This window comes from Streptomyces sp. NPDC005648 (assembly GCF_040605395.1).
Lineage (GTDB): Bacteria > Actinomycetota > Actinomycetes > Streptomycetales > Streptomycetaceae > Streptomyces.
The window spans coordinates 1-12,084 of the sequence record NZ_JBEXCS010000079.1 but is presented as its reverse complement, the minus strand read 5'-3'; the positions used below and the strand labels follow the sequence as shown (position 1 = coordinate 12,084).

The following is a 12,084-nucleotide window of genomic DNA, read 5'->3' as shown; positions in this document are numbered from 1 at the left end:
GGGACACTGGACAGTGGCTGGAAGGCCCCTGGGCCTGCCTCTATGATCGGCACACTTTCCGGCACGGCAGGTAACGAGTGCACTGCGGGAGCTAGCGGTGAGCGGAACGTCCGAAGGGCCGGCGCCCGCGGCAGACCTCGACCGGGACGCCGTAACAGAGAGTAATGGCCGCACGTCTGTGGGTACCGAGCCGCCACCGCCGTATCGCTCGGTCTTCACGGCCGCGCCCCTGGCCATGGCGGTCGTGGACCGGGAGGGCCTGGTCGTCACCGCCAACGACGGGTTCGGCGCCCTGCTCGGCAGCGACCCGGACACCCTGGTGGGCCGGATCGGCGCCGATCTGGTGGACCTGTCGTCCGACGCGCGCACCTGGCACGCCTACCGCGAGGTGCTGCGCGGCCGGGAGGCCCGGCTGCGCTGCACCCGGCGGCTCAAGCACCCCGACGGACAGTCCGTCTGGGTCCAGGTCGCCGTCACCCCGCTGCCCGCCCCCGCCGACGGCGTCCTGCTGTCGGTCAGCGACATCAGCGCCCAGCGTGAACTCCAGGGCCGGCTCCGGCACTTGCAGATGCACGACCCTGTAACCCGGCTGCCCAACCGCACCCTGTTCTTCGAGCGGCTGACGGCGGCCCTGGAGGAGGAGTCGTACGACGAGGGCGGGACGGGCCGGATCGGCCTGTGCTACCTGGACCTCGACGGCTTCAAGGCCATCAACGACACCCTCGGCCACCGGATCGGCGACCGGCTGCTGGCCGCCGTCGCGGAACGCCTCACGCGCTGCGCCGACGAGGCGGGTTACGCCAGAACGAGCGCACCGCTGGTGGCGAGACTGGGCGGCGACGAGTTCGCGCTGCTGGTGGAGGACTCGACCGGGACGGACCAACTCGCCGAGCTGGCCGAGTCGCTGCTCAAGGCCGTCCAGGCGCCCTTCGACATCGCCGGCCAGCGTCTGTCGGTGTCGGCGTCGATCGGCGTCGTCGAGCGGCTCGCGGCCGGCACCACCCCCACCGCGCTGGTACAGGCGGCCGACACCACCCTCTACTGGGCCAAGGCCGACGGAAAGGCCCGCTGGACGCTGTTCGACCCGGAGCGCAACGCCAATCTGATGACCCGCCAGGCCCTCGCCTCCACCCTCCGCCCCGCCATCGAGCGCGGTGAGTTCGTGCTGGAGTACCAGCCGCTCGTGGGGATGGAGGACGGGCGGCTGCGCGGGGTCGAGGCGCTGATCCGCTGGAACCACCCGCAGTTCGGTGTGCTGACGCCGAATCGGTTCATCGCACTGGCCGAGGAGGACGGCTCGATCGTCCCGCTGGGCCGCTGGATCCTGGCCACCGCCTGCCGTCAGGCCCGCCGATGGCAGCTGGACCACCCGACCGAGCCGCCGCTCTTCGTCAGCGTCAATGTGGCGGTCCGCCAGGTCTGGGACTCCGACCTGGTGGCGGACGTCGCCGAGACCCTCGCGGAGACGGGCCTCGAACCCCGACTGCTCCAGCTGGAGCTGACGGAGTCGGCCGTGATGGGCTCGGCCGGCCGCCCGCTCCAGGCACTGCAGGCCCTCAGCGACATGGGGGTGCACATCGCCATCGACGACTTCGGCACCGGGTACTCGAACCTGGCCTACCTCAGCCGTCTGCCGGTGTCGGTGCTGAAGCTGGACGGTTCCTTCGTACGGGGCTTCCAGTACGAGGGCGCGGGAGTGCCGCCCAACCCGGCCGACGAGGTCGTGGTGGAGGCGATGATCCAACTCGCCCACCGGCTGGGGCTGACGGTGACCGCGGAGTGCGTGGAGACCCTGGCCCAGGCGTCCCGGCTGCGGCGGATCGGCTGCGACACCGGACAGGGGTGGCTGTACTCGCGTCCGGTGTCGCCGGAGAGGATCTCGGAGTTGATGGACAGTCAGACCTACGCGGTCGGCAACCCGTAGGCGTCCGCAATCAGTTCGTAGGACCTCAACCGCAGCTCCCCACGGTGCGCGTGCGAGGTGAGCATCAACTCGTCGGCGCCGGTGCGCTTGTGGAGGGAGTCCAGACCCTCGCGCACCTCGTCGACGGCGCCCTGCACGATGTTGCCGGTCCAGGAGCGGACGAACTCCTCCTCGTACGGGCTGAACTCGTGCTTCTCGGCCTCCTCCGGGTCCGGGAAGAGGCCGGGGCGGCCGGTGCGCAGCCGGATCATGTTGAGGGCCATGGCCCGGCTCTGCCGGCGGGCCTCGTGCTCGTCGTCGGTGGCGAGGACGGAGACACCGATGAGGGCGTACGGCTCGTCCAGGACCTCGCTGGGCCGGAAGGACTCGCGGTACAGGTCGAGCGCCGGGACGGTGTTCTGCGCGGAGAAGTGGTGCGCGAAGGCGAAGGGCAGACCGAGGACGCCGGCGAGGCGGGCGCTGAAGCCGGAGGAGCCGAGCAGCCAGACCGGGGGCCGGTGCGGGGACTGGACGCCGCCGGGGCTGGTGGCCTGGACCGGGCCGGGGATCGCGTGGATACGGCGGTAGGCGTGGCCGTCCGGGAAGTCGTCGTCCAGGAAGCGGGTGAGCTCGGCCAGCTGCTCGGGGAAGTCGTCGGCGCCCTCGTTGAGGGTGTCCGTGCGGCGCAGGGCGGCGGCGGTGGCGCCGTCGGTGCCGGGGGCGCGGCCGAGGCCCAGGTCGATACGGCCCGGGGCCATCGCCTCCAGCGTGCCGAACTGCTCGGCGATGACCAGCGGGGCGTGGTTGGGGAGCATGACACCGCCGGAGCCGAGGCGGATGCGGTCGGTGTGGGCGGCGAGGTGGGCGAGGATCACGGCCGGGGAGGAGGAGGCGACACCCGGCATGGAGTGGTGCTCGGCGACCCAGTAGCGGTGGAAGCCGCGGGACTCCGTCAGCTTGGCGAGCAGGACGCTGGTGCGCAGCGCGTCGGTGGCGGTGCTGCCGGCGCCGACGGTGACCAGGTCCAGTACGGAGAGGGGGACGGGGGCGGTGCCATGGGTCGTACCCCGGATCTCGTCTGCGGTCACGGTGGGTGCCTCCTGTTTCGGCCGTGCGCTGTCCGTCCGGCATTAACAGGAGGCACTCTCCGTTTATTCCCGGGGGGCCGCGCGGGCCACGCCCCCGGCCCCCCGTTCGGCTGGAAAGCGCCCTCACACCTGCACGATCGGCTCCCGGGTGAACAGCGCGCCCAGGGTCGGCGCGTTCACCCGGCGGTCCGCCAGTCGCAGGCCCTCCCAGACGGTGACCTGGTTGGCGGTGAGGACCGGCTTGCCCAGTTCCTTCTCCAGGGCGGGGATATGGGCGGCGGTGTGCAGGGCCGTGTCGGGCAGGAGGAGGGCGTCCGCGTCGTCCCGGTCGGCGTCGCGGGCCAGCAGGAAGACCTCCGCCTCGCCCCAGGTGCCGACCTCCGCCGCGGTGACGATCCCGGCGCCGCGGACCGACGTCACCTCGGCGCCGCCCGCCGTCAGGAACTCCCCGAAGAGCCCCGCCACGTCCTCGGGATACGTGGCGCCGACGGCGACCTTCCGCACCCCCAGCTCCCGCAGCGCGTGCACGAAGGCGAACGACGTCGAGGACGCCGGCATCCCGGCCGCGCGGGCAAGGGTGCGGACCTGGTCGTGGGCGCCCTCCCAGCCGTAGACGAAGCTGCCGCTGGTGCAGGCCCAGACCACCGACTCGGCGCCGGCCATGCGCAGTTCCTCGACGCCCGCCGCGAGCCGCTCGGGCGAGCCCATCCGCCGCAGCGCGTCCACCCGGTGCGCGTCCTCGCCGATGTCGGTGTGCACGACGTCGAGACGGATGTCGCTGCCGATCAACTGCTCGATGCGCGGGTAGTCGTCCTCGGCGGAATGGCCCGGGTAGAGGAATCCGAGTGCCGTCATGCCATGCCTTCCTGCTGCTGTTCACCGTCCGGAAGTTCCGGCAGTACGGGACCGGAACGCGCCGCCGGATCGATCAGCGCCTGATACGGCCCCATCGCCCGGGTACCCAGCAGGGAGAGCGCCGCCCACATCGTCACCTGGTTGGCCGAGATCACCGGCATCCGCAGCTCGGCCTCCAGCTGTGGGATGACGTCGTAGGTCGGAAGGTTGGTGCAGCTGATGAACAGCGCGTCGGCACCCCGCCGCCCGCCGGTCCGTACGGCCTTGCGGGCCATCGCGGCCACCTCGCGGTACGGCACCTTCCAGATGTGCCGGGTCAGCCCCATGAACGCGCATCCGGTGACCGTGACGCCCGCCTCGGCCAGGTACTCCTCCAGCGCCCGGGTCACCGACACGGTGTACGGCGTGACCAGGGCGACCCGGCGGGCGCCGAGCGCCGCCAGTGCCTCCAGGAGCGCGCCCGAGGTGGTGACCGAGGGGACGGCGCCCGCGCGCGTCATCGCCTCGCACATCGCCCGCTCGCCGGCGATCCCGCCGACGAAACTGCCCGAGGTGCAGGCGTACGCGACGACCTCGGGCGAGACCGCGATCAGGGTGCGGACGGCGTCGTCCAGGGTCTCGTGCTCGCTGACAAGCCGCGCCAGGTCCAGGCTCACCTCGACCGGCACGAACGGGGTGCGGGTCAGATGCAGCGAGACGTCGTCCGGCACCCAGCGCCACAGCTCGCGGTCCAGAGCGAAGTCGAAGGGCGCGACCACCCCGACACCGCGCTGCGGCAGGGGTCCACCGAGGAAGGAAACGTCCATGACGGACACCGCCCTCACTGTGAGAAGTGGATGGGCAACGGACCGTGCGCACGCCCGTGTTGACGAAGGTAGGTTCGGGTGCGAGCGTGGTCAAACCTCGCATGTCAGACGGCCGCAACCACCCCGAGAAACGGCTTCCGCATGACCGTCCCCACCCTCCTCGTCCTGGACGCCGACCCTCTCCCCCGCCTCGGCCGCCTCACCGGTCGCGCCCGTGTCGAGCACGCCGACGAGTCGACGCTCGCCGAGCGGCTGCCGGCCGCCGATGTGCTGCTGGTCTGGGACTTCGCGTCCCGGGCGGTGCGTTCCGCCTGGCCGGGCGAGGGACCGCGGCCGCGCTGGGTGCACACCGCGAGCGCGGGTGTGGACCATCTGATGTGTCCGGAACTCGCCGCCTCCGACACCGTGGTGACCAACGCGCGCGGGATCTTCGACCAGCCCATAGCGGAGTACGTCGCCGCGCTCGTCCTGGCCATGGCCAAGGACCTGCCGACGACCTGGGGGCTGCAGCGGGAGCGGACCTGGCGGCACCGGGAGTCCCAGCGGGTGGCGGGCACCCGCGCCTGTGTGGTCGGCTCCGGCCCCATCGGCCGTACGATCGCCCGCACGCTGAAGGCGCTGGACATCACCGTGGCGCTCGTCGGGCGGACCCCGCACACCGGCATCCACGGCCCGGACGACCTCGACCGGCTGATCGCCCGAGCCGACTGGGTGATCGCGGCCGCGCCGCTCACCGAGCAGACCACCGGCATGTTCGACACCCGCCGCTTCGGCGTGATGCAGCCGTCGGCGCGGTTCATCAACATCGGGCGGGGTGGGCTGGTGGTCGAGGAGGCGCTGGCTCAGGCGCTGGCCAAGCGGTGGATCGCCGGGGCCGCGCTGGACGTCTTCGAGCACGAGCCCCTCACCCCCGACAGTCCGCTGTGGGAGGTCCCGGGCCTGATCGTCTCCCCGCACATGAGCGGCGACACGATCGGCTGGCGGGACGAACTGGGCAGGCAGTTCGTGGAGTTGTACGAGCGCTGGGAGGCGGGCCGGCCGCTGCTGAACGTGGTCGACAAGGAACGTGGGTACGTACCCGGACGGTGAACCTGCGGACGCTGGAGGGCAGATGACGGATTCCGGTCTCGACCTCGACCTCGACCTGACGGAGTTGACCGCCGTACGGCTCGTCGAGGGTTACCGCAAGGGCGAGTTCAGTCCGGTGGATGCCACGCGGGCGGTCCTGGAGCGGGCCGAGCGGATCCAGCCGGAGGTGAACGCCTTCGTACGGCTGCTCGCCGACGAGGCGCTGGCGCAGGCGCGGGAGTCGACGGAGCGGTGGCGGCGAGGGGAGCCGAAAGGGCTGGTCGACGGGGTGCCGACGACCGTCAAGGACATCATCCTGCTGCGCGGCGCACCGACCCTGAGGGGCTCCAAGACCATCTCGGAGAAGGGCCGTTGGGACGAGGACGCGCCCTCCGTCGCCCGGCTGCGCGAGCACGGCGCGGTGTTCGTCGGCAAGACCACGACCCCCGAGTTCGGCTGGAAGGGCGTGACGGACTCTCCCCTGTCCGGGCCGACCAGGAATCCCTACGACCTCACGCGCACCGCGGGCGGTTCGAGCGGGGGCGCGGCGGCGGCCGTGGCCCTCGGCGCGGGTCCCCTGGCCCTCGGGACGGACGGCGGGGGCAGTGTCCGTATCCCGGCGGCCTTCTGCGGGATCTTCGGGCTGAAGCCGACGTACGGCCGGGTGCCCCTCTACCCGGCGAGCGCGTTCGGCACGCTGTCCCATGTGGGCCCGATGACCCGGGACGCGGCGGACGCGGCGCTGCTGCTGGACGTGATCGGCGCGCCGGACGCCCGCGACTGGTCGGCCCTGGCGGCGGCACCCGGCCCCTTCACCGCCGAACTGCCGCACGGAACAAGGGGGTTGAGGGTGGCGTACTCCCCCTCCCTCGGCGGGCAGGTGGCGGTGCGGCCGGCCGTGGCCGCCGCGGTCCGGCGAGCGGTGGAGCGCCTCGCCGAACTGGGCGCCTATGTCACCGAGGCGGACCCCGACTTCGCCGACCCCGTGGACGCCTTCCACACCCTGTGGTTCGCGGGCGCGGCCCGCGTCACCCAGCGACTCGGCCCTCACCAGAGGAAGTTGCTCGACCCGGGACTGCGGGAGATCTGCGCGGCCGGCGCCCGTCTGTCCGCCCTCGACTACCTCGCCGCGGTCGACGTCCGCATGGAACTCGGCCGCCGCATGGGCCGCTTCCACGAGTCCTACGACCTCCTCGTCACCCCGACCCTGCCCCTCACGGCGTTCGAGGCGGACGCGGAGGTGCCGAAGGCCTCGGGCCACCGCAGGTGGACGGGGTGGACGCCCTTCACCTACCCCTTCAACATGACCCAGCAGCCGGCGGCGACCGTGCCGGTCGGGGTGGACGGCGAGGGCCTGCCGGTGGGCCTGCAGATCGTCGCCGCCCGCCATCGGGACGACCTGGTGCTGCGGGCCGCGCACGCCCTGTACGAGGCGGGAGCCGCCGGAACACCACGGCCGGAGCTCAGGTCCGCCGGAAGCTGAGCGTCTCGCCCGCCGCTCCCGACCTCCACAGGTCGTTGCAGCCGTCGGCCATCTGTTCAAGACCTTCGACGACCTGCCCCCAGACGATCCCGGGCACCCACCCCACATCGCCGTTGAGGAGCAGGTTGTTGCGTTCGTAGAAGAGGGCCAGGTCGACGACGGTGGTGCCGGCGCGGACCTCACGGTCGTAGCCGTAGGCCCTGGTGCCGAGTTCGGTGCCGGCGAAGGAGAAGTAGCAGAGGTCGCCGGGGATGGGGGTGACGGTCGGGTTCTCCAGCGGGGGTTCCCGGTCCGCGAAGGGTGGGAACAGGGCGTAGATCTCGTTGCGGGCGTACTTCGCGTGGTAGACGTCGCTGCTCAGCGGGAGTGCGTCCCATACGGCCGCGCAGGTGAGCGGGGCGCGGTCGTCCAGGAGTTTTGCGGTGCAACTGATTCCGCGCTTGACCAGCGAGACTTCGATGTAGCGGTCAGCCATGCCCTCCATGGTGCATACATCGCATGCTCTCGGGTAGCCGCGCCGCCATGGCTCCACCTAACCAGAACGACTTCGCACACGACCACGACATCGGGACCGAGAGAGACATACCCGCGACCACACGCCGATCGCTGCTCGCGGGGGTGGCGGCGCTCGGCGCGCTGGGTGCCGCGGGCTGCAGTCGTGTGGCCACCGCGGAGACGAAGAACGGGGGTGACCTGCTCGAGCGGCTGAGGGCCGCAGGGGTCGTACGCCTCGGGATCGCGGGGGAGATTCCCTTCGGGTACATCGACAAGGACGGTCAGCTCACCGGTGAGGCACCGGAGTTGGCGAAGGTCGTCTTCAAGCGTCTGGGGGTGGACCGGGTCCAGCCCGTGCCCACCGAGTTCGGCTCCCTGATCCCCGGGCTGAACTCCCAGCAGTTCGACGTCGTCGCCGCCGGGATGTATGTGAATCCCGAGCGGTGTCAGCAGGTCGTCTTCGCCGACCCGGACTACCAGATGCTCGACTCCTTCATCGTGCGCAAGGGCAACCCCAAGGGGCTGCACAGCTACAAGGACGTCGTCGAGAAGAAGGCCAGGTTCGCCACCGGGACCGGGTACGCCGAGATCCAGTACGCCGTCGAGGCGGGGTACAAGCAGAGCGACATCGTCGTCGTGCAGGACCAGGTGGCCGGGCTGAACGCGGTCGAGGCGGGCCGGGTGGACGTGTTCGCCGGTACCGCGCTCACCACGCGGGAAGTGGTGAAGAAGTCCCGCAAGGCGGAGGCCACCAAGGCGTTCGCCCCGCTCGTCGGGGGCAAGCCGCACATCGACGGGGGCGCCTTCGCGTTCCGGCTCGGGGAGACCCGGCTGCGCGACGCCTTCAACGTCGAGCTGCGCAAGCTGAAGAAGAGCGGCGAACTCTTCCGGATCCTCAGGCCGTTCGGCTTCACCCGGGCCGAGATGACCGATCTGACGGCCGAGGAGCTGTGCGGGGGAGGCGGGAACCGATGACCTCCGGACTCTGGGAACTCGTACTCAAGGGGATCTGGGTCACCGTCCAGCTCCTCGTGTTCAGCTCGCTCCTCGCCGCGGCCGTCTCCTTCGTCGTCGGCATCGCACGCACCCACCGGCTGTGGATCGTCCGCTTCCTCGCGGGCTTCTACACCGAGGTGTTCCGCGGGACCTCCGCGCTGATCATGATCTTCTGGGTGTACTTCGTGCTGCCCCTCGCCTTCGGCTGGCAGCTGGTGCCGCTGTGGGCGGGCACGCTCGCGCTCGGGCTGACGTACGGCGCCTACGGCTCCGAGATCGTGCGCGGTGCGCTGAGCGCCGTCGACCCGGCGCAGAAGGAGGGCGGGATCGCGCTCAGCTTCACGCCCTGGCAGCGGATGCGGCTCATCCTGCTCCCGCAGGCCGTGCCGGAGATGATCCCGCCGTTCTCCAACCTGCTGATCGAGCTGCTCAAGGGCACCGCCCTGGTCTCGGTCATCGGCATGGGCGACCTGACCTTCAGCGCCAACCTGGTGCGGCTCGCGCTGCAGCAGAGCGCGGAGATCTACACATACGTCCTGCTCATCTACTTCGTGATCGCCTTCCTGCTCACCCGTGTGATGCGGGGCCTCGAGAAGAAGCTGAAGGCGGGCGTGGGCAAGGGGCCGGCGCGTAAGACCGTCACCGAGCCCGGGCCCGTCGGTGCCGGGGTCGGCGCCGGGATCGGAGGGGGTTCCTGATGAAGTGGGACTGGAACGCGGTCGGTGACTTCATGCCGCACTTCTGGGACGGTGTGCTCGTCACCCTGCAGGCCCTCGCCCTCGGCTCGCTGATCTCCTTCGCGCTGGGGCTGGTGTGGGCGCTGCTGATGCGCACGCCGAGCAGGTGGGTGCGCTGGCCGGTCGGGGTCGTCACCGAGTTCGTGCGCGACACCCCGCTGCTGGTGCAGCTCTTCTTCCTCTTCTACGTGATGCCCGAGTGGGGGCTGACCCTGTCCGCCCTGACCACCGGTGTCATCGGCATCGGCCTGCACTACTCGACGTACACCATGCAGGTCTACCGCGCCGGCATCGAGGCCGTGCCGGCCGGTCAGTGGGAGGCCGCGACGGCGCTGAACCTGCCGCGGCTGCGGACCTGGCGGGTGGTGATCCTGCCGCAGGCGATCCGCCGGGTCGTGCCGGCCCTCGGCAACTACGTGATCGCGATGCTCAAGGACACGCCCATGCTGATGGCGATCACCGTGCTGGAGATGCTGGGGCAGGCACGGCTCTTCTCCCAGCAGCACTTCCAGTTCACCGAGCCCCTCACGGTGATCGGCGTGGCCTTCATCGTCATTTCCTATCTGGCCTCCCTTGTTCTGCGAGCCCTGGAGCGACGCCTTGTCCACTGACGCCCCCCTGATGAACGAACCCGACGCCCACGCCAACCCGCCGGTGGACGGCAGCGAGCTGATCCGGTTCGACCAGGTCACCAAGCGGTTCGGGCAGAACACGGTGCTGGACCGGCTGGACTTCTCCGTCGAGTCCGGCAAGCACGTCACGCTGATCGGCCCGTCCGGCTCCGGCAAGACGACGATCCTGCGGCTGCTGATGACCCTCACCAAGCCGGACGAGGGCACCATCACGGTCGCCGGGCAGAAGCTGTTCCCCGCGCCGGAGAAGCAGGTCCGCGAGGTCCGCAAGAACATCGGGATGGTCTTCCAGCAGTTCAACCTGTTCCCGAACATGAGCGTGCTGCGGAACATCACCGAGGCGCCGGTGACCGTCCTCGGGATGTCCCGGGACGAGGCCGGGGAACGCGCCCGTGAGCTGCTGGACCTGGTGGGTCTCGCCGACAAGGCGGGCGCCCGCCCGACCCAGCTCTCCGGCGGCCAGCAGCAGCGCGTGGCGATCGCTCGGGCGCTGGCCATGCGGCCGCAGGTGCTGCTGCTCGACGAGGTGACCTCCGCGCTCGACCCGGAGCTGGTCGCGGGGGTCCTGGACGTGCTGCGGGACATCGCCCGCACCACCGACATCACGATGCTCTGTGTGACCCACGAGATGAACTTCGCCCGGGACATCTCCGACCAGGTCCTGATGTTCGACTCCGGCCGGGTCGTGGAGTCGGGATCGCCGGAGAAGATCTTCAGCGAGCCCGAACAGGACCGGACCCGGGAATTTTTGAGCGCGGTGCTGTGACCGCAGGGATTGAACGCGGTTCAATCTCCGAGGTCCAAGCTTCGGATCATTCCATCGGCATATGCCAGAGTGTCTGCGCCCCTGCTGAGAGCCGTGCGGGGGCGCGGGAATCTCGTCAACAACCGCCCACAACAAGCCTCTTGGCCGTTATCGTGAAAGAGATTCATGGAGTGATTCGCTGACTGGACTACGGCCCGAGCGCGGGGGGAAACCGTGGCGCTGAAGCACGAGCCGACCGCGCCGTACCACTCGGCCCAGGACGCCCTGCGCGTACTGGAGACGGTGGCACGGCACACAACCGGAATCAACGACACCGAGCTCGTCCGCGAGACAGGCCTCGACCCGGAGCGGCTGACCACCCTCCTGAGGATGCTGCGCCGCGAGGGCTACATCGAGCAGATCACCGACGGCGCCTACATCACCGGCGACTCCCTCACCCGCCTGGGCTCCGCCCAGGGCCGCGAGGCCGCGCTGCGCGACAAGCTCCAGCGCACCCTGGACCGGCTGCGGGACTCGGTGGGGGCGGCGGTCTACCTCAGCAGTTACGTCGACGGCGAGGTGAAGGTCGCCCAGTGGGCCGACGGGCCGACCACGCCCGTGGTCAACGAGTGGGTGGACTTCCGCTACTCGGCTCACGCCACCGCGATCGGCAAGAGCCTGCTGGGCCAGCTCGACCACAACGGCCGGCGCGACCATCTCGCCCGCCACAAGCTGCCCCGCCTCACCTCGCGCACCATCACGAGCGACCGGCTGCTGCTGTCCCGCCTGGAGTCCCAGCCGCCGACCGTGCCCCACCTCGACCTCCAGGAGTACGCGATCGGCACGGTCTGCGCGGCCGTACCGATCACCGCGGGCTCCCGAGTGGGCTGCCTGGCCCTGTCCCTCCCGGTCGAACACGCCCACCGCCTGCGCCAGGCCGCGGACACCCTCAACCGGAACGCGGCACCGCTACTGCTCTCCCTCACCATCTGAGGGTGGTCAGAAGCACCCTCCCGGACCAGGTACTATTTTCTTCGTCGCCGACCGCGAGACACGGCAAAAGCCGCAAAACGCAGTCGACGAGAGTCACGCGCCGCTAGCTCAGTTGGTTAGAGCAGCTGACTCTTAATCAGCGGGTCCGGGGTTCGAGTCCCTGGCGGCGCACCACAGAAGGGCCTCTCGTGGGAGCGGGGGGTCCTTCGACGTTCCCGGGACACCACGTAGGCGGCTGGGGGTCTGGGGGTTACCCCCCAGAAGACGCAGCATCAGCGGGTCC

12 protein-coding genes and 1 tRNA gene are annotated in these 12,084 nt (G+C 70.5%); 9 read left to right on the top strand and 4 right to left on the bottom strand.

Annotated elements, in window-relative coordinates; translation table 11 throughout:
• Window positions 1–97 precede the first annotated feature (97 nt).
• Entirely contained in the window at window positions 98–1,924 is a 1,827-nt protein-coding gene (locus ABZT17_RS33860) for an EAL domain-containing protein (protein ID WP_356354649.1), read from the top strand.
• Here ABZT17_RS33860 and ABZT17_RS33855 read toward each other — a convergent pair.
• The 3 genes from ABZT17_RS33855 to ABZT17_RS33845 form a co-directional block, all read right to left on the bottom strand.
• Window positions 1,903–2,991 (bottom strand): LLM class flavin-dependent oxidoreductase, encoded by a 1,089-nt coding sequence (locus ABZT17_RS33855; protein WP_356354647.1) that lies wholly within the window; start codon window positions 2,989–2,991, stop codon window positions 1,903–1,905. The genes ABZT17_RS33860 and ABZT17_RS33855 overlap by 22 nt on opposite strands.
• 123 nt (window positions 2,992–3,114) lie before the next feature.
• Complete coding sequence (locus ABZT17_RS33850) at window positions 3,115–3,846, bottom strand: decarboxylase (protein WP_356354645.1); 732 nt, start codon at window positions 3,844–3,846, stop codon at window positions 3,115–3,117.
• Entirely contained in the window at window positions 3,843–4,652 is an 810-nt protein-coding gene (locus tag ABZT17_RS33845) for an aspartate/glutamate racemase family protein (protein ID WP_356354642.1), read from the bottom strand. The genes ABZT17_RS33850 and ABZT17_RS33845 overlap by 4 nt, the downstream gene beginning before the upstream one ends.
• Window positions 4,653–4,793: 141 nt before the next feature.
• On the opposite strand from ABZT17_RS33845, the gene ABZT17_RS33840 reads away from it, so the two are divergent.
• Both ABZT17_RS33840 and ABZT17_RS33835 read left to right on the top strand, forming a co-directional pair.
• Complete coding sequence (locus ABZT17_RS33840; protein ID WP_356354640.1) at window positions 4,794–5,741, top strand: D-2-hydroxyacid dehydrogenase; 948 nt, start codon at window positions 4,794–4,796, stop codon at window positions 5,739–5,741.
• Window positions 5,742–5,763: 22 nt separating this feature from the next.
• Complete coding sequence (locus ABZT17_RS33835) at window positions 5,764–7,203, top strand: amidase (RefSeq protein ID WP_356354638.1); 1,440 nt, start codon at window positions 5,764–5,766, stop codon at window positions 7,201–7,203.
• Here the strand turns inward: ABZT17_RS33835 and ABZT17_RS33830 are convergent.
• Window positions 7,184–7,678 carry a DUF3830 family protein gene (locus tag ABZT17_RS33830; RefSeq protein ID WP_356354636.1) on the bottom strand — a complete coding sequence of 165 codons (495 nt, stop codon included), beginning with the start codon at window positions 7,676–7,678 and terminating at the stop codon, window positions 7,184–7,186. The genes ABZT17_RS33835 and ABZT17_RS33830 overlap by 20 nt on opposite strands.
• 143 nt (window positions 7,679–7,821) lie before the next feature.
• Here ABZT17_RS33830 and ehuB point away from each other — a divergent pair, with 143 nt between their 5' ends.
• From ehuB to ABZT17_RS33800, 6 genes are all read left to right on the top strand, one after another.
• Window positions 7,822–8,673 (top strand): ectoine/hydroxyectoine ABC transporter substrate-binding protein EhuB, encoded by an 852-nt coding sequence (gene ehuB / locus ABZT17_RS33825; protein WP_356354708.1) that lies wholly within the window; start codon window positions 7,822–7,824, stop codon window positions 8,671–8,673.
• Window positions 8,670–9,392, top strand: a complete 723-nt coding sequence (gene ehuC / locus ABZT17_RS33820; RefSeq protein WP_356354634.1) for an ectoine/hydroxyectoine ABC transporter permease subunit EhuC — start codon at window positions 8,670–8,672, stop codon at window positions 9,390–9,392. Before ehuB ends, ehuC begins: the two co-directional genes overlap by 4 nt.
• Window positions 9,392–10,042 carry an ectoine/hydroxyectoine ABC transporter permease subunit EhuD gene (gene ehuD, locus ABZT17_RS33815; protein ID WP_356354632.1) on the top strand — a complete coding sequence of 217 codons (651 nt, stop codon included), beginning with the start codon at window positions 9,392–9,394 and terminating at the stop codon, window positions 10,040–10,042. The genes ehuC and ehuD overlap by 1 nt, the downstream gene beginning before the upstream one ends.
• Window positions 10,043–10,052: 10 nt before the next feature.
• Window positions 10,053–10,829 (top strand): ectoine/hydroxyectoine ABC transporter ATP-binding protein EhuA, encoded by a 777-nt coding sequence (ehuA, locus tag ABZT17_RS33810; protein WP_356354706.1) that lies wholly within the window; start codon window positions 10,053–10,055, stop codon window positions 10,827–10,829.
• A 213-nt stretch (window positions 10,830–11,042) separates the two neighbouring features.
• On the top strand, window positions 11,043–11,801 hold the full coding sequence (locus ABZT17_RS33805; protein ID WP_356354630.1) for an IclR family transcriptional regulator C-terminal domain-containing protein: 759 nt from the start codon (window positions 11,043–11,045) through the stop codon (window positions 11,799–11,801).
• A 97-nt stretch (window positions 11,802–11,898) separates the two neighbouring features.
• Window positions 11,899–11,975, top strand: a tRNA-Lys gene (locus ABZT17_RS33800).
• Window positions 11,976–12,084: the final 109 nt, after the last annotated feature.

Coding starts and splice junctions, on each gene's coding strand:
- ehuC (WP_356354634.1), top strand. CDS start 8,670: ATGACCTCCGGACTCTGGGAACTCGTACTCAAGGGGATCTGGGTCACC.
- ABZT17_RS33840 (WP_356354640.1), top strand. CDS start 4,794: ATGACCGTCCCCACCCTCCTCGTCCTGGACGCCGACCCTCTCCCCCGC.
- ABZT17_RS33835 (WP_356354638.1), top strand. CDS start 5,764: ATGACGGATTCCGGTCTCGACCTCGACCTCGACCTGACGGAGTTGACC.
- ehuD (WP_356354632.1), top strand. CDS start 9,392: ATGAAGTGGGACTGGAACGCGGTCGGTGACTTCATGCCGCACTTCTGG.
- ABZT17_RS33845 (WP_356354642.1), bottom strand. CDS start 4,652: ATGGACGTTTCCTTCCTCGGTGGACCCCTGCCGCAGCGCGGTGTCGGG.
- ABZT17_RS33830 (WP_356354636.1), bottom strand. CDS start 7,678: ATGGCTGACCGCTACATCGAAGTCTCGCTGGTCAAGCGCGGAATCAGT.
- ABZT17_RS33850 (WP_356354645.1), bottom strand. CDS start 3,846: ATGACGGCACTCGGATTCCTCTACCCGGGCCATTCCGCCGAGGACGAC.
- ehuA (WP_356354706.1), top strand. CDS start 10,053: ATGAACGAACCCGACGCCCACGCCAACCCGCCGGTGGACGGCAGCGAG.